Genomic DNA, 19,531 nt, shown 5'->3' on the forward strand with positions numbered 1-19,531 from the left:
CCCCGACGCTCAGCGCGGCCCCGGCCCCGCGGGCGGTGATGCCGGTGCCTGCCGCGGTGCGCCCCGCGCCGCCGCCTCCCGTGGCCCCCGCGGCATTGGTGACGGGCATCGACGCGATCGCAACCGAATTCGGGGGCAAGGTCGGCATCGCGGTGAAGAGCATCGATGAAGGCTGGATGGTCGCCAAGAACGGCGACCAGCGCATGCCGCAGCAAAGCGTCAGCAAGCTGTGGGTGGCGATGACGATGCTCGATGCGCGCGACAAAGGTCGCGTGCGGCTCGAGGATTCGGTGACGATCACCCGCAACGACCTGACGCTGTTCCATCAGCCGATCGCCGGCTTGATGAAGGACGGCAGCTATCGGACGACGGTGGGCGAACTGTTCCGCCGCGCCATGACGATGAGCGACAATACCGCCAATGACCGGCTGCTCCAGCTGGTCGGCGGGCCGCAGGCGGTGCGCGGCTTCATCGCCGACCGCAATCTCGGCAATATCCGCTTCGGCCCCGGCGAACGGCTGCTCCAGTCGCGCACCGCCGGGCTGGAATGGAAGCAGGATTATGCGATGGGCCGCGCGTTCGAGGCGGCCCGTGCCAAGCTGCCGCGCGAAGTGCGTCAGGCGGCGTTCGACAGCTATGTCGCCGAACCGATCGACGGGGCGGGGGCGGCGGCGATCGCCAACGCGCTTGCCCGGCTGAAGCGCGGCGAGCTGTTGTCGGCGGGATCGACGACGTTGCTCATCTCCACCATGCAGGAATCGCGCACCGGCCGCGCGCGGCTGAAGGGTGCGGTACCTGCCGGCTGGGTGCTGGGTCACAAGACCGGGACCGGCCAGGATTTCTTTGGCCGCACCGCGGGCTTCAACGATGTCGGCATCCTGACCGCACCCGACGGCAAGAGCTATGCGATCGCGGTCCTGATCGGCGACACGCGCCGGCCGATTCCCGAGCGCCAGCAGCTGATGCAGACCGTCGTCGCGAGCGTCGTCGCCAATCACCGCTGATTGCCGTTGCCGGCCGCCTGGCCGTCGGTTCGTTCAGCGCTTCACTTTTTCGAACAGCTCGATCAGCTCGTTGAACTTGGCACGCTGTTCATTGGCGTCGCCCGCGGCGATCGCCTCGCCGACGCAGCAGGCGGCGTGGTCCTTCAGGATCTCGCTCTCGGCCTTGCCGAGCGCCGCCTTGATCGCCTGGACCTGGTGGAGGATGTCGATGCAATAGCGATCGTCCTCCACCATCTGGATGACGCCGCGCACCTGACCCTCGATTCGCTTCAGCCGATTGCGGATTTCCGCCTTGTGCCTACCCATCTCGCCGACCCGCTTGAATACCCAAGGGGGGTATAGTATCGGCGCGGCGAAGGACAGGCAACACCATGGTGCATTCACGTTCACGGCGATCGGTGCTGGCCGGCATGGGTGCCGGCGCATCGTTGCTGACGATGCCGGCCTGGGCGCAGGGGCATTCGATGCACCGCGCGCCGCGCCGCGGCGGCCCGATCCCGGCCGGCTTCGACGAGGTGTCAGGCGAGGTGATCGACCTGACGATCGGCAGCGGCCATCGCGTGGTCGAGGGGCGGCGCGGTCCCGGCGTCGCGGTGAACGGCAGCGTGCCCGGCCCGCTCATCCGCCTGGTCGAGGGCCAGCGCGTCCGCCTGAACGTCACGAACAGGCTGGACGTCGACAGTTCGGTGCATTGGCACGGCCTGCTGGTGCCGTTCCAGTATGACGGCGTGCCCGGCATCAGCTTTCCCGGCATCCGCCCGGGCGAGACCTTCACCTATGATTTTCCCGTCCGCCAGGCCGGGACCTACTGGTACCACAGCCATTCCGGCCTGCAGGAACAGTCCGGCCATTACGGGCCGATGATCATCGCGCCGCGCGGCGGCGATCCCCTGGGGGTCGATCGCGACTACATCCTGCTGCTCAGCGAGTTCACCACGCTCGACCCGCATTTCATCATGAACCGGCTGCGCACCGGCGGCGGCTATTTCAACTATCGCCAGAACACGTTGACCGACGATTATCCGATGTCGGCGGAAGAAAGACGGATGTGGGGCCGGATGCGCATGATGCCGACCGACATTGCGGACATCGGCGCACCGACCTACACCTTCCTCGCCAATGGCCGGGGGCCGGGCGAGGGGATGGAATATCTGTTCCGCGCCGGCGAGCGGATCCGCCTGCGCGTCATCAACGGGTCGGCGCAGAGCTTCTTCAACGTGCGCATCCCGGGCCTGGCGATGCAGGTCGTCGCCACCGACGGCCAGCCGGTGCGGCCGGTCGAGGTCGACGAGTTCCAGATCGGCACCGCCGAAACCTATGACGTGATCGTCGAGCCGGGTTCGGCGCCCGCCTATACCATCGTGGCGGAATCGATGGAGCGATCGGGCATGGCGGTCGCCACGCTGGCCAGCGCGCCGGGACTGCGCGCCGACGTGCCGCCGCTGCGCGATCCGCCGGTGCTGACGATGGGCGACATGGGCATGAACCATGGCGCGGCGAATCACGGCGCCCCCGGTGAAGGCGGCATGGATCATGGGAACATGGGTCATGGCACGATGGACCATGGCACGATGAGCCACGGCACGATGAGCCACGGCACGATGGACCATGGTGCGATGGACCATGGTGCGATGGACCATGGTGCGATGGGCCATGGCATGACCGCCGATGATGCGAAGCCAAGGTCCGATCCCGCGATGGACATGGCCGGCATGAAGATGCGCGACACGTCACTGCTGCCGCCCGATGTGGCGGTGGGGCCGGGAATCGACATGGTGGCGATGGCGCCGGTCGACAAAATGGGCGACCCCGGGCTCGGCCTGCGCGACGTGCCGCACCGCGTGCTCAATTACCGGATGCTCGCCGCTCGCGATCCGCGCCCCGAGGTTCGCGCGCCGACGCGACTGATCGAGCTTCACCTGACCGGCAACATGGAACGCTATATGTGGTCGTTCGACGGCCGGATGTATTCGTCGGTCAGCGACGTGCCGATCCGCTTTGCCTGGAACGAGCGGGTACGCGTCAAGCTGGTCAACAACACGATGATGGCGCACCCCATCCATCTGCACGGGATGTTCTTTGAACTGGTCAACGGCCAGCCTGCCGAAAGCCAGCCGCGCAAGAACACGATGATCGTCCAGCCGGGCGCCAGCGCGACGTTCGACCTCACCGCCGACGAACCCGGCGACTGGGCGTTTCACTGCCACCTGCTCTATCACATGCATGGCGGCATGATGCAGACGGTGACCGTGATGGGGCCGGAGCAACCGGCGTGACGCTCGCCCATGGCCGATGGCTGGCGCTCGCCGTCGCGGTGGCGGCCACGCCTGCCGAGGCCCAGGATCATGGCGGGCATGGCAGCCACAGCGCGCATCAAGCCTCACCTGCGCCGACACCCGAACCGACGCTTCCGCCGGTTCAGGCCGACCCGCACGCCGGGCACCAGATGGCCGATCCGCACGCGGGACATGCAATGCCGGCCCCGCCAAGCCTGCCAAGCCCACCGGCTGAGGCCCCCGGCATCGAGACGCCACCCCCGCCCGGGGCCGGCAGCGGCCCGCCGCGCGCCGCCGATGCGATCTGGGGCGCCGAGGCGATGCGGGCGTCGCGGCGCGCGTTGCAGCAGGTGCACGGCGATTATCCGCTGTTCTGGTTCCAGGTCGATCGGGCGGAAGTCCAGATGCGCGATGGCCGCGACGGCTATCTGTGGGACATACAGGGCTATTATGGCGGACCGACCGAGCGGCTGTGGTTCAAGAGCGAAGGCGAAGGGGCGTTCGGCGCCGCCCCCGACGATGCCGAGGTGCAGGCGCTCTATGCGCGCGCGATCGCGCCGTTCTTCGACGTGCAGGCCGGCATTCGCCACGACATCGCCGGGCCGGACACGACCCATGCGGTCGTCAGCATCCAGGGGCTCGCGCCCTATCTGTTCGAGATCGACGCTGCCCTGTTCCTGTCGCATCGCGGCGACCTGACCGCGCGGATCGAGGCTGAGCTCGACCAGCGCATCACTCAGCGCCTGATCGTTCAACCCCGTATCGAAGCCAATCTCGCCGCCCAGGATATCCCGATGCTGGGCGTTGGGGCCGGGCTCGACCAGTTCGATTTCGGCGTGCGGTTACGCTATGAATTCGTGCGCGAGTTCGCCCCCTATATCGGCGTCGAGCAAAGCTGGCGCACCGGTCGCGGCGCGGACTTCGCGCGCGCGGCCGGCACCGACCCCAGCGTTACCCAGTTCGTCGCCGGCATCCGCCTCTGGTTCTAGGCCGCCGCCGGGCAGTATCGGCTGAGATAGTCGGCATGGCTCGGCATGTGCTGGACGACATACTGGATGGATTGTTCGATCGCGTCATATTCCTGGCGCGTCGTCGGTTCGGGCAGGCTGTCGGCCATCGCGTTGTGGCCCTGCATCGCAATGCCCTGACCCATCATCACCGCCGCCCAGCTCGTCTCGGTGAACAGTTCGTCATCCTCGCGGAAGATCTGGCCATTGTGGCGGAACAGCTCGATCTTTTCGGTGAGGCTGTCGGGCACCGCCATGGTCCGGCAATGATTCCAGAAGTCGCTGTCGTCACGCGCCGTGGATTTATAATGCAGGATCAGGAAGTCGCGGATGCGCGCATATTCCTTGCCCGTCAGCCGGTTGAAGGCTGCCTCCTGCACCGGCGTTACCCCGTCTAGCGAGAGGAGCGCGATCAGCTTGTTGATGCCGGTGTTGATGAGGTGGATCGACGTGGACTCGAGTGGCTCCATGAACCCCGCCGCCAGGCCGAGCGCGACGACATTCTTGTTCCAGAACTTCTTGCGCCGCCCGGTGACGAAGCGCAGCCAGTTGGGATCGGCGGCCGGCTTGCCCGCGATGTTCCCGACCAGGATGTCGAGCGCGGTATCGTCGGCCATGAAGCTGCTGCAATAGACGTGGCCATTGCCGTTGCGGTGCTGGAGCGGCACCTGCCACTGCCAGCCGGCACTGTGCGCAGTGGCGCGGGTATAGGGCAGCGGCGGGCTGCCATCCTCACGCAGGCAGGGAAGCGCGACGGCGCGGTCGCACGGCAGATAGTGCGACCAGTCCTCATAGCCGGTGTGCAGCGCCTGCTCGATCAGCAGGCCGCGGAAGCCCGAGCAGTCGATGAACAGGTCGCCGGCGATGAGCGTCGCGTCATCGAGCGTTACCGACGTGACGAAGCCGGTTTCGCCGTCGATCGCGACATCGCCCACCTTGCCCTCGCGCCGCACCACGCCGCGCTGCTCGGCATAGGTGCGCAGGAAGCGGGCATAGCGCCCCGCGTCGATATGATAGGCGTAATTGACCGGCGGCAGATCGTCGCGCTGATAATCGGCGGTGCGGGCAAAACGGCCGAAATGCGCCGCCATGGTTTCCATGTTGAACAGCTGGATCGGGCGGTTGTCTCCGGCGACGTGATATCGGTGCCAGACATGGTGGAACGAAATACCGTCGATCTCATAGCCGTAATTGCCGAACGGATGGATGTAGCTGTCGCCGATCCGGCCCCAGTTGACGAACTGGATGCCCAGCTTGAAGCTCCCCTGCACGCACGACATCATCTCGCGCTCGTCGATTTCGAGCAGGCGGTTGAAATCGACAAAGGGCGGGATGGTCGCCTCACCGACGCCGACGGTGCCGATCTGTTCGGATTCGATGAGCGTGATCGAGACGGGACGGCCCGCACGCAGCCGCGATAGCGCCGCCGCTGCCATCCAGCCTGCGGTGCCCCCGCCGACGATGACGATATGCTCGATGGCCATGTCCCCGATCCTCTCCTGCGTGCGCGCGTCCCGGCTGGTCTTGCTGCCCCGGTTGATGCGGCAGGGCGAAACATAGCGCAAATCGCCAACATGTGAACGTTCATATTTCGCGCTTGTGAACGCTCTCAATTGCCGATATCATCCGTGGCGAGGCCAGCAGTCATAGCCGGCACGAAACAGGTTTTGAGGGGAGGTTGGTTTGGCACGCAAACCCATGAGCGGCATCGCGCGCGCATCGCGCCTGGCGGCAATGTCCACGGCATCTGGCCTCGCGCTCGCCGCGTTCACCGCACCACCGGCATTGGCGCAGACCGCCGCCGAACCGCAGGACGGCACTGCCCAGCCCGCGCCTGCCGACGACGGGACCGCAACGCCCGCCGAAGACGAGATTGTCGTCACCGGCTTCCGCCGCTCGCTCGCCAGCGCCCAGACGATCAAGCGCAACGCCGACACCGTCGTCGACGTCATCACGGCCGAAGACATCGGCGCGCTGCCTGACCGATCGGTGGCGGAGGCGCTGCAGCGCGTGCCCGGCATCAACATCTCGCGCTTCGAACAGCGCAACGACCCCGACCGCTTTTCAGTCGAGGGGTCGGGCGTCATCATCCGCGGCCTGCCCTTCGTCCGCTCCGAGCTGAACGGCCGCGACATCTTCTCCGCCAATGGCGGCCGCGAATTGTCGTTCAACGACGTGTCGCCCGAACTGCTCGGCCGGGTCGAAGTATTCAAGAACGGCACCGCCGACATGATCGACGGCGGCATTTCCGGCACCGTCAACCTGGTCACGCGCAAGCCGCTGGACAAGCGCGGCTTCAGCATCGCCGGCACGGTCGAGGGCAATTATGGCGATCTGGCCAAGGAATGGTCGCCCGGCTTTTCGATCCTGGCGTCGAACACCTTTGAAACCGGGATCGGCACCTTCGGGCTTCAGCTCGCTTATGCCCAGTCGGAACTGGTGACGCGCACCGATGCGTCACAGATCACCGACCCCTGTTATCGTGCGCGCACGCTCGATGCCGGCTGCATCCGCGTCCGCGCGGTGGGATCGGGGGGGTTTTCGGGCGATCCGCTGGACCCCTCCGCCTTCCCGCCCGCCGGCGCGGTGTTCGTGCCCAAGGGCGCCGGGGTGCGCACCACCGATTTGACCCGCGACCGCAATGCCTATTCGGCGGTCGGCCAGTGGCAGAGCAGCGACGGCCGCGCCACGCTGACGCTGGAATATCTGCGCGCGGAGACCGAAGCGACGCTCGACGAATTCGCGATTCTGGCGCTGGTCAATGACGACGCACTGTTTCCGGTGCCCGCGCCCGGCACGACACCGGTGTTCCAGGGCAACCAGTTTGTCACCGGCACGCTGACCCAGGCGCAGCCGTTCAACGGCGGGCGCGGCATCCCGACCGAGCTGCTTCGCTTCCAGCGCGAAGACGAGGCGATGACCGAGGACTATTCGCTGACGCTCAAGCTGGAGCCGACCGACCGGCTGCGCTTCAACATCGAATTGCAGAAGATCAATTCGGACCGGACCGAGGAAGGCTTCATCGGCACGATGCAGACCTATACCGACGTCTTCATCGACAATTCGGGCACGACGCCGCAGGTCCAGTTCCTCCAGCCCGGCGCGACCAATTCGCCGGCGGGCTATTTCAACGATCCCGCCAACACCTTCTACTGGTTCCTGATCGACAATCAGGTGCGCAACGAAGGCGAGCTGACCACGATGCGCTTCGACGCGGAGTATGACGTCAGCGAAGACGGGTTCTTCAAGAAGGCGCGGTTCGGTGCGCGCTGGGGCGACCGCAACCGGGTGACCCGCAACGCCAATTTTTCCAACTGGGGCAATCTGGGGGCGCCATGGACCGGGCGCGGCGGCAACTGGAACGGCGCGGATCCACAGGTTTTCGGACCTGGCGGTGCCTATGTCCGCGACTTCCCCGGTTCGTCGACGCTGCGCGACCCGTTCGGCAGCAATTTCCAGCGCGGCAACGCCCCCGTGCCGCTGGGCGACGGATCGGCGTTCTTCTTTGGCGGCGACAATCTGGTCGCCGATTATCTGAGCGGATCGATCCGAGACCAGGCGCGCGCGATCACCGATTTCACGCTGACCCCGAATGCGTGGATTCCGCTCGCCGCGCGCTCCAATGTCGTGGCGGGCGGGCCGTGGACGGCGGGCGAGATTTCCGACGTCGATGAAAGCACTTTCGGCGTCTATGCGCGCGCCGATTTCGGTGCCGACCTGGGTGGCGACGTGACGCTCGCCGGCAATGTCGGTCTGCGCTATGTCAAGACGACGGTGCGCAGCGGCGGGCAGATCAATTTCCCGGCCGGCGACTTTTTCGATGCACCGCCGGGCGGCAATGGCGACGGCCGGGTGAGCGTCGCCGAGCTTCAGCAAGCGTGCGGCAACTTGCAGCCCGGCCAGGTGGCACCGGGCTATTGCAGCCTGTCGCCGCAGCGGCTGGCGCAATTTGCCTCGGTCTTCACCAGCGAAATCATTGACGACAGTTCGAACATCGATTTCGACAACTGGCTGCCCAGTTTCAACGCGCGGATCGACTTCGGCAACGGGATGCTGGTGCGTGGCGCGGTGTCGCGGGGGATTTTCCGGCCCGACCTGTCATCCTTCGCCACCGGGGGTGCGATTTCGGACAATACCACGAACCTGCGCTCCGCCGGCACGCTCGACACCGGGCCGTTGTTCCAGATTTTCACGGGCAACCGCCTGCTTCGACCGACCCAGGCGTGGAACTACGACCTGTCGTTCGAATGGTATTTCGATCGCGTCGGCTCCATCACGCTCGCCGGGTTCGTCAAGGACATCAGCGGGATCGTCAATGGCGGCGCGGTGGTGCGCAACTTCACCAGCGGCAGCGGGGTTTCGACCGACGTGCTGGTCAACGGCCCCGTCAACAGCGACGGCGGCACGTTGAAGGGCGTGGAGCTGGCCTATCAGCAGACCTATACTTTCCTGCCCGGCCCGTTGAGCGGCTTTGGTTCGCAGATCACCTATACCTATGTCGATGCGGGTGATTTCAACAACAGCAACCTGGGTGCCGAACAAAGCCCGTTCACCGGCAATCTGCCGCTGGCGGGCGTGTCGAAACACACGGTCAACGCGACCTTGTTCTATGAAAAATCGTTCCTGTCGGCGCGTGTCGCCTATAACTGGCGCTCCGACTTCCTCCAGACGCCGCGCGACGTCATCTTCCCGTTCTCGCCCATCTATGGCGAAGCGACCGGTCAGCTTGACGGTTCGATCTTCGTCACGGTGAACAAGAATCTGAAGGTCGGCGTCCAGGGCGTGAACCTGCTCGACGAAGTCACCCAGACCAGCCAGGTCATCGATTTCGACGGCACCCGCGTGACGCGATCGGCGTTCCGCAACGACCGGCGCTTTACCTTCCTCGCGCGCTTCAATTTCTGATCGCGCGGCGCCGGTCGGGCGGGTTTCGGGGCGGGTCCGGGCATGGCCCAGGCCCGCCCTTTTTTGGCTCGACAGACGCGCGGCCGGGCAAAGCCCGCCGGGATCGCAAGAGGAGAAACGCATGAAGTGGCTGCCCCACCTTTCGATCGTCCTGCTGGCCCTGGCCGGCCCGGCGGCTGCGCAGACCAAGACCGCGGCTCCGGCACCCGACTGGAAAATGGTCTGGTCCGACGAATTTGACGGGACCGCGCTCGACCTGACCAAATGGCGGCCGGAAGTGTCGTGCTGGGGCGGCGGCAACAACGAGCAGCAATGCTATACCGACCGCGATGCCAACATCCGAGTTGCCGACGGGATGCTGCACCTGATGGCGCGCAAGGAACGCTTCACCGGCCCCGACCGGCCGCCGGAGATCGCCGCGACGCCCAACCCGACCGTCACCCAACCCTATAGCTCGGGCAAAATCCGTACCCTGGGCCTGGCGAGCTGGCGATACGGCCGGATCGAGTTCCGCGCCAAGGTGCCCAAGGGCCAGGGCACCTGGCCGGCGGTGTGGATGATGCCGGCCGACAACGTCTATGGCGGCTGGCCGTTGTCGGGCGAGATCGACATTCTGGAAGCGGTCAACATGGGCGCCACCTGCACCGTGTGCGCGGGCGATCGGGGCGAGAACCGCACGCTCAGCGCGCTGCATTTCGGCGATTCGCCGCCGCGCAACACGCATATCGAGCGTCGCGTCGCGCTGCCCGACCTGTCGCTGCCGTCCGATGATTTCCACGTCTGGACGCTGGAATGGGGCAAGGGGCGGATGCGCTTCTTCCTCGACGGGCGGCTCTATTGGGACGTCACCGCCGACCAGTGGCGCACCGCATCGCCGCGCGCGGCGGGAAATCCGGTTGCGCCGTTCGACCAGCCCTTCTACCTGATGGCCAATCTGGCGATCGGGGGGCGATTGGCGGAGGACAATAACGACAAGGGCATCGGCAAGGACACGCTGCCCGCCGCTTTCGTGATAGACTGGATCCGGGTCTATCAGTGCAGGCAGGATGAGGAGACGGGACTGGCCTGTATGAAAGGCGTCGAAAAGGACTGAACACGCATGGCCAGACGCCGCCAGGCCGTAACCATCAAGCATGTCGCCGCCGACGCGGGTGTTTCGCTCCAGACCGTCAGCCGCGTCATCAACAACGAACCCAATGTCCGCCCGGCAATGAAGGCGCGGGTGCAGGCGGCGATCAACAAGCTGGGCTATGTCCCCTCGATCGCGGCCCAGCGGATGAGCGGATCGCGATCCTATCTGATCCTGGCGATCAACGATCGCGACCGCACCATCGCCGAATGGCAGGCGCGGCAGGGGAATGACTGGGTCGACCAGATGCTGCTCGGCGGGATGCTGAAATCCGCCGAACATGGCTACCGCATGATCTTCGAGCTGATCGACACGCATAGCGACCATGTCGAGCGCGAGCTGGGCGCGGCGCTGGCTGCCCTGCAGCCCGACGGCGTCATCCTGACCCCGCCGCATTCGGAAAACGCCCAGATCACGCGCCTGCTGTCTGATCGCCGCATCCCCTTTGCCCGCATCGGTTCGCAGGCGCGCGGTCCCGGCATCGCGATGACCCTGGGCGACGCAAATTCCGCGCGGCTCGCGACCGAACATCTGATCGCGCTGGGCCATCGCCGCATCGGTTTCATCGCCGGACCGGCCGACTACAGCCTGTCGCAATGGCGCATCGACGGCTGGTGCGCGGCAATGGCGGGGGCGGGACTTGCCACCGCCGGCTATTGCGAGCGCGGCGATTTCGGTCATGCCAGCGGCGTGACCGCGACGGATCGGCTGCTGGCGCACCCACTGCCCCCGACCGCCATCATCGCCAGCAGCGACCAGATGGCGCTGGCGGTGCTGGACGTGGCCAAGGCGCGCGGCATGGCGGTGCCCCGCGACCTGTCGCTGATCAGTTTCGACAACACGCCGGTCGTGCGCTTCACCCGCCCCCGGCTCTGCGCGATCGATCAGCCTATCGCCGGCGCATTTTCCCGCGCGGTGGAGTTGCTGATCCGGGCCACGGGCGACGAACAGTCGGAACTGCCGGTCGAACTGGCCAGCGAACTGGTGGTGCGCGAAAGCACCGCCCCGCCGCCGGCCGATGACCGTGGCTGACCCTGCGGGTCCCGCCGCCCAGCATTCGCGCTTTCTGTCGCTTTACGCGCTGGCCTTTGCCGGCGGTGCGGTGGCCTATGTGCCGTTTCTCACCTTGTTGCTGCCGTTGCAGGCGACCGCGATCAGCGGCGACGACCCCGGGCGCGCGCTCACTTTGATCGCCCATTGCACCTTTGCCGGCGCGTTGACCGCCAGCTTCGCCAATATCGGCTTTGGCTGGATCAGCGATGCGCTGCGCGTGCGGCGGCCGCTGATCGCGTTGGGGATGATCGGATCGTCGGCACTGATGGTGACCATGCCGCTGGCGACGGGTCCGGGCGAACTGATCCTGCGCATCATCGGCTGGCAGCTTTGCCTGAATGCCATGCTCGCGCCGCTCGCGGCGTGGGCGGGCGATGCGGTGCCCGACGCGCAAAAGGGGCTGCTGGGCGGGCTGCTCGCCTTTGCCCCGGCGCTCGGCGCGCTGGCCGGGGTGGTCGTGACCGCCGATCCGCTTGATCCAGCCCGCTGGGGCACGACCATCGTCGCGATCCTGGTGCTGGCGATGGTCACGCCGGGGCTGGTCGCGGCGCGCGCGCGGGCGATGCCGCATTTGGCCACGTCCGCGCCCGCCGCACCCGACCCGCGCGATCCCGCACCGAGCGGGCCGCGTGCGGTGATCGGCATGTGGCTGGCGCGGCTGCTCGTCCAGATTGCCGAGGCGTCGCTGTTCGCGTTCCTGTTGCTGTGGCTGCGCAGCCTTGCGCCCGGCTTTCCCGCGCATCGCACCGCACAGATCTTCATGACCGTGCTGTGCGCCGCGGTGATCGTCGCCCTCGCGCTGGGGCGATGGTCGGACCGTACCGGCCGCCCGCTGGCACCGCTGGCCGGATTGGCGGCACTCTGTGCGGCCGGGCTGGGGATGATGGCGCTCGCGACCACCCTGCCAATGGCGATCGCGGCTTACGCGCTGTTCGGGCTGGCCAGCACGGTCTTTCTGTCGCTCCACGCCAGCCAGACCCTGCGCGTCCTGCCGTCGTCGCGCCATCGCGGCCGCGACCTGGGCCTGTTCAACCTGACCAATACGATGCCGTCGCTGGTCATGCCATGGCTGACGCTGGCGCTGGTGCCGCTCTATGGCTTTGCGGCGCTGTTCCTCGTGCTCGCGTTGTTGACGGCAGGTGCAGTGCTGTTGCTTGTCGTGCTGGGCCGGGGTCCGGGTCAGGCCGGCCGGCGGGCATAGACGCCGAAGGCAGCGATCACCGCATAGCACAGGGCCGGCAGCACCAGCGCGACCGCCAGGCTGGCCGAGACATCGGCGATGACCCCGGTCAACAGCGGCACGATCGCCCCGCCGACGATCGCGACGTTAATGATGCCCGAACCGTCCGCCGCACGCGCGCCCAGCTTCTCGCACGCCAGCGTAAAGATCGTCGGGAACATGATCGCGTTGGCGAGGCCGATCGCCAGCAGGCTGTAGGCCGAGACCGTGCCGGTCGTCTGCGTCGACAGCGCGATCAGCAGGATCGCGGCAACGCCGACCGTTGCCAGCACCTTGCCCGGGCTGACCACGCGCAGCACCGCCGACCCGATGAAGCGGCCGATCATCGCCCCGCCCCAATAGACGCCGATCAGCTTGCCCGCCGCCTGTTCGCCCAGGCCCAGCACCTGGGGCTGCATCAGATAGTTGACGATCAGCGATCCGATCGAGACTTCGGCGCCGACATAGAGGAAGATGCACAGCGCGCCGAAGCCGAAGCGCGGCCGCTTGAGCAGGTCCAGCCCGGCCAGCCCGCTGCTTGCCTCATGCCGTTCGCCCTTCAGCGCGTTACGGAACAGCCACACCACCGCCGCGACGATGGCGAGTGCGACCGCGATGCCCAGATAGCCGTTGACGATCGCCTGGCTTTCCGCAGTCCGATAGGCGTCGAGCTGCGCCCCCGTCAATTGATCGGCGCTGACCGTCGCCAGACTGCCGAGGATCAGGATCGACCCGACGATCGGAAAAACGGTGGTGCCGACCGAATTGAACGCCTGGGCAAAGGTCAGCCGGCTGCTCGCGGTTTCGGGCTTGCCGAGCAGCGTGATCAGCGGGTTCGCGACGACCTGAACGATCACCACGCCGCTGGCCAGCACGAACAGCGCGAACAGGAACAGGCCATAGGTTGCGGTCTGGCTGGCCGGGATGAACAGAATGCACCCGACCATCATCGTCAACAGGCCCGCCACCGCGCCGCGCATATAGCCGATGCGTTTGACCAGCCGGGCACCGGGAATGCCGATCACCGCATAGGCGGCGAAGAAACAGAATTGCACCAGCATCGCCTGGGTGAAGTTGAGGGTGAACAGCTCCTTCAGCTTGGGGATGATGACGTCGTTCAGGCTGGTGATGCCACCGAAGATGAAAAACAGCCCCAGGACGAACAGCTGAAGTTGCGGCGCATCGATATGGGATGCGTCGTCACGCGCGGCGTTCGATGCGCCGGGTTGCAGGGCCATGATTCACTCCCGATGGCTGGGTTGGTTCGATGTGCCGGGGCAGGCGGCAACGCCCGACCCGGCCTCGATCCGCACCGATCGCAACGTGGCGACGAAGCCCTTGGGCGCCTGCACGCGGAACGGTGAACCGACCGATGCGATCTTGGTGCCCGCTTTTTCAAAGCAGTGCAACGGCACCCGGGTCTCCACGACCGTGCCGGGGGTGCTGGCGGCAAGCGCGGCGGTGAGGTCGATCGCGCCTTCGCCGATTGCGACCCGCACGGGCCCAGCCGCGCGGCGGTCGATTCGCCATTCGATGAACAAGGCGAGGCCGCCATTCGATTGGCGGGTCAAATCGATTGCGGGGCCGTTGATCGTCAGCACGGCGTCGGCAAGCCAGGTGAGCTGGCGCGCATCCTCCTGTGCCTTCAGGTCGATCGCGCGCGTGGCGATCGCACCGTCGTCGGCGAGGCGCCAAGGTGCCGGCACCTTGCCGCGCACGACGAAGTTGGTCGCGACCTCCTCGGCCGCAAGGTCGACGCGCGGATCTTCGTTGACCCGCGCAAGCGACCCGCCGCGCGTGTAGTCCAGGCCATAGCCGACCGGGAACAGCGGCTGCTTGACCGGCGCGCGCGCATCGTCGGGCCAGGCAAAGGGCAGCCGGCCGGTAAAGTCGCGCGCCGGCCGGCCATTTGCGCCGGCGATTAGCACATCGGCCACGCCTTCGCCCTGGGTGCCGGGCAGCCAGCCGGCGACAAAGGCATCGGCCTGGTTGAGCAGGCCGCCGACGAACATCGGCCGGCCCGACAGGAACAGGATGACGACGCGCTTGCCCGCCGCCTTCAGCCGCGCGACCAGCGCCGCATCGGTGGCGGCGGGGCGAAAGGCCAGGCTGGGCACGTCGCCCTCGAACTCGGCATAGGGTTTTTCGCCCAGCACGACGATGGCGGTATCCGCGCCCGCCACCTCTGCATCGCTCGGCATCGGGGCCAGCGTCGCGGTGCCGCCGCCGGCGGCCACGCCGTCGACGATCGCGCGGCCGATGGTGCGCCCGCGCGGAAAATCCTGCGCGCGGGTGTCGGTGCCCTGCCAGCTGATCGTCCAGCCGCCCGCCTGCATCGCCATGTCGTCTGCGCCGCTGCCCGCGATCAACACGCGGCTGCCCGGCCGGACCGGCAGGACATTGCCCTGGTTCTTGAGCAGGACGAGCGACTTCGCGACGGCCTCGCGGGCGAGTGCCAGGTGATCGGGCGCGCCGATGCTGGCCACATCGCCGCGCGCCACGGGCGTGGTCCCCATCAGGCCAAGCTTGAACTTGACCCGCAGGATGCGGCGCACCGCATCGTCGATCCGCGCGGCCGGAATGCGGCCGGACTGCGCCGCCGCCAACGTGCTGGCGAACAGCCCCTTCCAGCTGTCAGGCGCCATATAGAGGTCGAGGCCGGCATTCACCGCGGCCGGGCAATCGGTGGGCCTGCAGCCGGGGATCTGGCCATGGCCGTTCCAGTCGCCGACGACCAGGCCGGCAAAGCCCATCCGCTGTTTCAGCACGTCCGTGAGCAGCGATTTGTTGCCGTGGTGTTTGACTCCGTTCCAGCTCGAAAAGCTGGCCATCACGGTCAGCGCGCCTGCGTCGATCGCCGGCGGATAGCCGCGGGCGTGGACGTCGATCAGTTCGGCCTCGCCGATCACGGCGTCGCCCTGGTCGCGGCCGTCCTGGGTGCCGCCATCCGCCAGAAAATGCTTGGCCGTCGCCGCGACCCGGTGGGCGTCGAGCGGCCTGCCGGCAACCAGTGTGCCCTGCAGCCCCAGGGTCATCGCCCGCGCATAATCGGCGACCAGCGCCGGATCGGACGAATAGCCTTCATAGGTGCGGCCCCAGCGCGGGTCCTGCGGCACCGCCAATGTCGGCGCGAAGGTCCATTCGATACCGCTGCCGGCGATTTCCGCCGCGGTTGCCGCGCCGATCCGCTGGATCAGTTCGGGGTCACGCGCCGCGCCCAGGCCGATATTGTGCGGAAAGATGGTGGCGCCGGGCAGGTTGGAATGGCCGTGCACCGCATCGACCCCGAACAGGATCGGCACGCCCGCCCCCGCCTTGCGCGAGGCGTCGCGAAAGGCGGCGACCAGCTCGGCCCATTTGGCAGGGCTGGCGCGTTCATCGCCGAACGGACCGGAATTGCCGCCGGCCAGGATCGAGCCAAGCGGATATTCGGCAAGGTCGGCAGGCGTGATCGACGCGATGTCCGCCTGGATCAACTGGCCGACCTTTTGGCGCAGCGTCATGCGCGCGATCAATCGGTCGATCTCGGCCTCGGTCGCGGGTGTGGTGATCGTGGCCGGGCTGGCGGCGCGCGGCCACTTTCCAGGATCGGCCACGCCCGTTTCGGCGGGTGCGGGCTGTGCGCGACCCTGATGCGCAAGGCCGACGCTGGCTCCCGCCGCCGCCACCATCGACCCAAGCATGATCCATGCTGCACCGACCGTTCTACGCACCCGTGCCTCCGTCTTTCCGTTCGATTATTGTGAACGTTCTCACACGGGTGATGACAGGGTGTGGTGGTCAAATCAAGGGGCTGGGCAGTGTCGGGATGCGATCAGCGCTCAGCCGGTTGGCGCGCTCAGCTTGTCGACGCGACGCTGGTGACGTCCGCCGGCAAAGGATGTGCTCAGGAATGCCTCCACACACGCCTTCGCCTGGTCGAGGCCGATCAGCCGCGCGCCCATGGCCAGGACGTTGGCGTCATTATGCTCGCGCGCCAGCCGCGCCGACAGCGGCTCGTCAACGCGCGCGCAGCGGCACGCCGGGTTGCGATTGACCGCGATCGAGATGCCGATCCCCGATCCGCACAGCGCGATGCCGAATGTCGCCTTTCCGGCCGCGACATGTCCGGCGAGCGCATAGCCATAATCGGGATAGTCGACGCTGGTCGCATCCTGCGGGCCAAGGTCGGTGACGTCATGCCCGGCTTCACGCAACCATTGCGCGAGCGCCGCCTTCAGCTCGATGGCGGCATGGTCGGAGGCGAGGACGATCTGGTGCGGCATGGGCTGGCTCTCCGGTTGCACGAAACGCCCTAGCCCGCCGGCGCGCCTCGGGCTAGCCTCGGTGCACCGCTCATGGGCATCAGGAAACGATCATGGCACGCACCGCAGGATGGATGATGTTGGCCGGCACGCTGATGCTGGTCGGCGGATGCAACGACACGCGCGAACCGGCGACGGTCGAGAGCAATGTGACGATGCCCCTCGATGCCGGTGATAACGACGCCGACGCTGCTGCCGAAAGCACCGTGGCCGCCAATGACAGCGCCCCCGAACCGGACTTCGCCGGCCGCTGGATCGGCCCCGAGGGCATGTTCCTAGACATCGCAGCCGATTCCGAAGTCGGGCCCGGCCATTACACCATCCGCAACCGCTGGGGCCTGGACGCCGATGCCGAAGGGTCGTTCAAGGGATCGGTGACCGGGGGCGTGCTGCGCTTTACCCGCCCGGACGGCGACCAGACGCTGACGCCCGGCAACGGGGAGGCGACCGGCATGAAGTATCTGCTCGACAAATCGGATTGCCTGATCGTGCGCACCGGCGAGGGCTATTGCCGCGCCTGACGGCCGCGGATTCCGGGGTGAAGCGCGCGTGGCAGCGTCCGCCGCGCGTGACGGCGGGGGCGCAGACGCCCGCGCGTGCGCGCCGGATTTGCCGGCCGCGCGCGCAACCCGACCCGGCCCGTCACGCACTTGCAACGCAAGCGTCATAATGTCAGCCTAACGCGCACGGCATTCACCGGCGCGGCGTGCGCTTGAGGGGATTTCACGACATGGCGCTGGTTGAAAATGCTCCCCGGAATGTGGCCGTGCGCGGCGCGGTGCACCGGCATGACCATCTCTCGAAGCAGGGGCTGCTCGAACGGACCTTCACCTTCGCCTTCCGGGGGCTGGTCTATGCCCAGATCTGGGAGGATCCGGTCGTCGACCTGGAGGCGTTGGCGATCACGCCCGATTGCCATGTCGTGACGATCGCGTCGGGCGGCTGCAACGTGCTCAGCTACCTGACCGCCGATCCCGCCGCGATCACCGCGGTCGACCTCAACACCGCACATATCGCGCTCAACAAGCTCAAGCTGGCGGCGGCGCGGCACCTGCCCGACCATGCCGCCTTCCACCGCTTTTTCGGCCAAGCCAACCGGCGCGAGAATGTCGAAGCCTATATGGCGTATGTTCGTCCGCATCTCGACGATGTGTCGCGGCGCTATTGGGAAGGGCGCGGGCTGATCGGGCGCAAGCGGATCACCGGCTTTTCCAAGGGATTCTACAAGCGCGGACTGCTCGGCGGTTTCATCGGCGCCGCGCATCTGGTCGCCAAGCTCTATGGCATCGATCCGCGCGTGATGCTGGAAGCGCGCACGATCGAGGAGCAGCGCGAGATCTTCGAGACCAAGCTCGCCCCGGTGTTCGACAAGAAGTTCGTCCGCTGGCTGGTCGATCAACCCGCGTCGCTTTTCGGGCTGGGCATTCCGCCCGCGCAGTATGAGGCGCTGGCGTCCGATGATCCGCAGGGCATTTCGGCGGTGCTCAAGCAGCGGCTGGAAAAGCTCGCCTGCGATTTCGACCTCTCGCAGAATTATTTCGCGTGGCAGGCGTTCGGGCGCGGCTATGGCGAAGGGCCGGCGGCGCCGCTACCCCCCTATCTCGAACCCGCCAATTACCAGGCGGTGGTCGAGCGGGTCGACCGGGTCGAGGTGCGCCACGCCAACATGTGCGATTATCTTGACGCGATGCCCGATGCGTCGCTCGATCGCTATATCCTGCTCGATGCCCAGGACTGGATGACCGACGCGGTGCTGACCCGGCTGTGGACCGGCATCACGCGGACCGCGAAGCCCGGCGCGCGGGTGCTGTTCCGCACCGCGGCCCAGCCCAGCCTGCTGCCCGGCCGCGTGCCCGACGCGATCCTCGACCGCTGGGATTATCGTGCGGACGAATCGCTCGACTATACCCGCCGCGACCGCTCTGCGATCTATGGCGGCGTGCATCTCTATGTGCTGAAAGGATGAGCGACGGCGCGCGCGATCATGCGCGGCGGATGGACGCGGTCTATGCGACCCAGCGCCACATCTACGACCTGACGCGCAAATATTATCTGCTCGGTCGCGACGCCTTGCTGCGCGACCTTGCCCCGCCCGCGGGCGGCGCGGTGCTCGAGGTCGGCTGCGGGACCGCGCGCAACCTGATCGCGGCGGCGCGGCGCTACCGCCACGCGCAATTCTTTGGCTTCGACATTTCCGAAGCGATGCTGGCGACCGCGCGGGCGAATGTCGCGCGCGCGGGGTTGAGCGCACGCATCACGTTGGCCCAGGGCGACGCGACCGGCTTCGATGCCGCCGCCATGTTCGGCCGTGACCAGTTCGACCGGGTGTTCATGAGCTACACCATCTCGATGATTCCCGGCTGGGAGGATGCGATCGCCGCCGCCGCCGCGGTCGTGGCGCCCGGCGGCACGCTGCAGATCGTCGATTTCGGCCAGCAGGAGCAGCTGCCCCGCCCGTGGCGCAGGCTGCTGTTCGCCTGGCTCGCCAAATTCCACGTCAGCCCGCGCGCCGACCTGGATCGCGTCATCGCCCGCGTCGCGCGCGCGGCGGGGTTGGAAGCGCGTTTCCAGCCGCTCTATCGTGGCTATGCCTGGCGCGCGACGTTGGCCGCCGGCCGGGACTGACGTCGCCGG

At 67.1% G+C, this 19,531-nt stretch carries 15 protein-coding genes; 10 read left to right on the forward strand and 5 right to left on the reverse strand.

The annotated features are described in order from the left end of the window. Positions 1 to 1,004, forward strand: a 1,004-nt coding sequence (locus tag AX676_RS14630) for a serine hydrolase (protein ID WP_066544435.1), incomplete at its 5' end; no start/stop codon positions are given. Between the two features lie 33 nt (positions 1,005 to 1,037). Here the strand turns inward: AX676_RS14630 and AX676_RS14635 are convergent. Then, positions 1,038 to 1,310: a metal-sensitive transcriptional regulator gene (locus AX676_RS14635; RefSeq protein WP_066483404.1), complete on the reverse strand. Its 273-nt coding sequence runs from the start codon at positions 1,308 to 1,310 to the stop codon at positions 1,038 to 1,040. A gap of 65 nt (positions 1,311 to 1,375) precedes the next feature. Between AX676_RS14635 and AX676_RS14640 the strand changes: the two genes are divergently transcribed. Both AX676_RS14640 and AX676_RS14645 read left to right on the forward strand, forming a co-directional pair. Further along, positions 1,376 to 3,280, forward strand: a complete 1,905-nt coding sequence (locus AX676_RS14640; protein ID WP_082731060.1) for a copper resistance system multicopper oxidase — start codon at positions 1,376 to 1,378, stop codon at positions 3,278 to 3,280. Beyond that, positions 3,277 to 4,269 carry a copper resistance protein B gene (locus tag AX676_RS14645; protein WP_066483409.1) on the forward strand — a complete coding sequence of 331 codons (993 nt, stop codon included), beginning with the start codon at positions 3,277 to 3,279 and terminating at the stop codon, positions 4,267 to 4,269. Before AX676_RS14640 ends, AX676_RS14645 begins: the two co-directional genes overlap by 4 nt. On the opposite strand, the gene AX676_RS14650 is transcribed toward AX676_RS14645, so the two are convergent. After that, complete coding sequence (locus tag AX676_RS14650) at positions 4,266 to 5,771, reverse strand: tryptophan halogenase family protein (RefSeq protein WP_066483702.1); 1,506 nt, start codon at positions 5,769 to 5,771, stop codon at positions 4,266 to 4,268. The two genes, AX676_RS14645 and AX676_RS14650, sit on opposite strands and share 4 nt — an antisense overlap. Positions 5,772 to 5,985: 214 nt before the next feature. Between AX676_RS14650 and AX676_RS14655 the strand changes: the two genes are divergently transcribed. The 4 genes from AX676_RS14655 to AX676_RS14670 all read left to right on the forward strand — a co-directional run bounded on the left by AX676_RS14655 (position 5,986) and on the right by AX676_RS14670 (position 12,575). After that, positions 5,986 to 9,192, forward strand: coding sequence for a TonB-dependent receptor (locus AX676_RS14655; RefSeq protein ID WP_066483411.1), 3,207 nt, complete (start codon positions 5,986 to 5,988; stop codon positions 9,190 to 9,192). 121 nt (positions 9,193 to 9,313) lie between these two features. Further along, positions 9,314 to 10,285 (forward strand): glycoside hydrolase family 16 protein, encoded by a 972-nt coding sequence (locus tag AX676_RS14660; RefSeq protein WP_066483413.1) that lies wholly within the window; start codon positions 9,314 to 9,316, stop codon positions 10,283 to 10,285. 6 nt (positions 10,286 to 10,291) lie between these two features. Further along, the gene (locus AX676_RS14665) at positions 10,292 to 11,353 is read left to right on the forward strand and encodes a LacI family DNA-binding transcriptional regulator (protein ID WP_066483414.1); all 1,062 of its coding nucleotides are present in this window, start codon (positions 10,292 to 10,294) and stop codon (positions 11,351 to 11,353) included. Then, positions 11,340 to 12,575 carry an MFS transporter gene (locus tag AX676_RS14670; protein ID WP_066483416.1) on the forward strand — a complete coding sequence of 412 codons (1,236 nt, stop codon included), beginning with the start codon at positions 11,340 to 11,342 and terminating at the stop codon, positions 12,573 to 12,575. Before AX676_RS14665 ends, AX676_RS14670 begins: the two co-directional genes overlap by 14 nt. On the opposite strand, the gene AX676_RS14675 is transcribed toward AX676_RS14670, so the two are convergent. The 3 genes from AX676_RS14675 to rpiB form a co-directional block, all read right to left on the reverse strand. Continuing rightward, positions 12,554 to 13,831, reverse strand: a complete 1,278-nt coding sequence (locus tag AX676_RS14675) for a sugar MFS transporter (RefSeq protein ID WP_066483417.1) — start codon at positions 13,829 to 13,831, stop codon at positions 12,554 to 12,556. The two genes, AX676_RS14670 and AX676_RS14675, sit on opposite strands and share 22 nt — an antisense overlap. 3 nt (positions 13,832 to 13,834) lie before the next feature. Continuing rightward, a complete protein-coding gene (locus tag AX676_RS14680; protein ID WP_231725990.1) occupies positions 13,835 to 16,306 on the reverse strand; it encodes a glycoside hydrolase family 3 protein in 2,472 nt (823 codons plus the stop codon). Positions 16,307 to 16,414: 108 nt separating this feature from the next. Next, on the reverse strand, positions 16,415 to 16,858 hold the full coding sequence (rpiB, locus tag AX676_RS14685) for a ribose 5-phosphate isomerase B (protein WP_066483422.1): 444 nt from the start codon (positions 16,856 to 16,858) through the stop codon (positions 16,415 to 16,417). 92 nt (positions 16,859 to 16,950) lie between these two features. Here rpiB and AX676_RS14690 point away from each other — a divergent pair, with 92 nt between their 5' ends. The 3 genes from AX676_RS14690 to AX676_RS14700 all read left to right on the forward strand — a co-directional run bounded on the left by AX676_RS14690 (position 16,951) and on the right by AX676_RS14700 (position 19,522). Beyond that, positions 16,951 to 17,418, forward strand: a complete 468-nt coding sequence (locus tag AX676_RS14690) for a hypothetical protein (protein ID WP_156437860.1) — start codon at positions 16,951 to 16,953, stop codon at positions 17,416 to 17,418. A gap of 209 nt (positions 17,419 to 17,627) precedes the next feature. Then, positions 17,628 to 18,863 (forward strand): DUF3419 family protein, encoded by a 1,236-nt coding sequence (locus AX676_RS14695; protein ID WP_066483424.1) that lies wholly within the window; start codon positions 17,628 to 17,630, stop codon positions 18,861 to 18,863. Then, on the forward strand, positions 18,860 to 19,522 hold the full coding sequence (locus tag AX676_RS14700) for a class I SAM-dependent methyltransferase (RefSeq protein WP_066483425.1): 663 nt from the start codon (positions 18,860 to 18,862) through the stop codon (positions 19,520 to 19,522). The genes AX676_RS14695 and AX676_RS14700 overlap by 4 nt, the downstream gene beginning before the upstream one ends. Positions 19,523 to 19,531: the final 9 nt, after the last annotated feature.

This window comes from Sphingomonas sp. CCH21-G11, from assembly GCF_001555965.1.
GTDB lineage: Bacteria > Pseudomonadota > Alphaproteobacteria > Sphingomonadales > Sphingomonadaceae > Sphingomonas.

Bases quoted from the DNA above. Each gene is read 5' to 3' on its own strand.
- AX676_RS14635 (WP_066483404.1), bottom strand. From the start codon at position 1,310: ATGGGTAGGCACAAGGCGGAAATCCGCAATCGGCTGAAGCGAATCGAG.
- AX676_RS14640 (WP_082731060.1), top strand. From the start codon at position 1,376: ATGGTGCATTCACGTTCACGGCGATCGGTGCTGGCCGGCATGGGTGCC.
- AX676_RS14650 (WP_066483702.1), bottom strand. From the start codon at position 5,771: ATGGCCATCGAGCATATCGTCATCGTCGGCGGGGGCACCGCAGGCTGG.
- AX676_RS14655 (WP_066483411.1), top strand. From the start codon at position 5,986: ATGAGCGGCATCGCGCGCGCATCGCGCCTGGCGGCAATGTCCACGGCA.
- AX676_RS14660 (WP_066483413.1), top strand. From the start codon at position 9,314: ATGAAGTGGCTGCCCCACCTTTCGATCGTCCTGCTGGCCCTGGCCGGC.
- AX676_RS14665 (WP_066483414.1), top strand. From the start codon at position 10,292: ATGGCCAGACGCCGCCAGGCCGTAACCATCAAGCATGTCGCCGCCGAC.
- AX676_RS14670 (WP_066483416.1), top strand. From the start codon at position 11,340: ATGACCGTGGCTGACCCTGCGGGTCCCGCCGCCCAGCATTCGCGCTTT.
- AX676_RS14675 (WP_066483417.1), bottom strand. From the start codon at position 13,831: ATGGCCCTGCAACCCGGCGCATCGAACGCCGCGCGTGACGACGCATCC.
- rpiB (WP_066483422.1), bottom strand. From the start codon at position 16,858: ATGCCGCACCAGATCGTCCTCGCCTCCGACCATGCCGCCATCGAGCTG.
- AX676_RS14690 (WP_156437860.1), top strand. From the start codon at position 16,951: ATGGCACGCACCGCAGGATGGATGATGTTGGCCGGCACGCTGATGCTG.
- AX676_RS14695 (WP_066483424.1), top strand. From the start codon at position 17,628: ATGGCGCTGGTTGAAAATGCTCCCCGGAATGTGGCCGTGCGCGGCGCG.
- AX676_RS14700 (WP_066483425.1), top strand. From the start codon at position 18,860: ATGAGCGACGGCGCGCGCGATCATGCGCGGCGGATGGACGCGGTCTAT.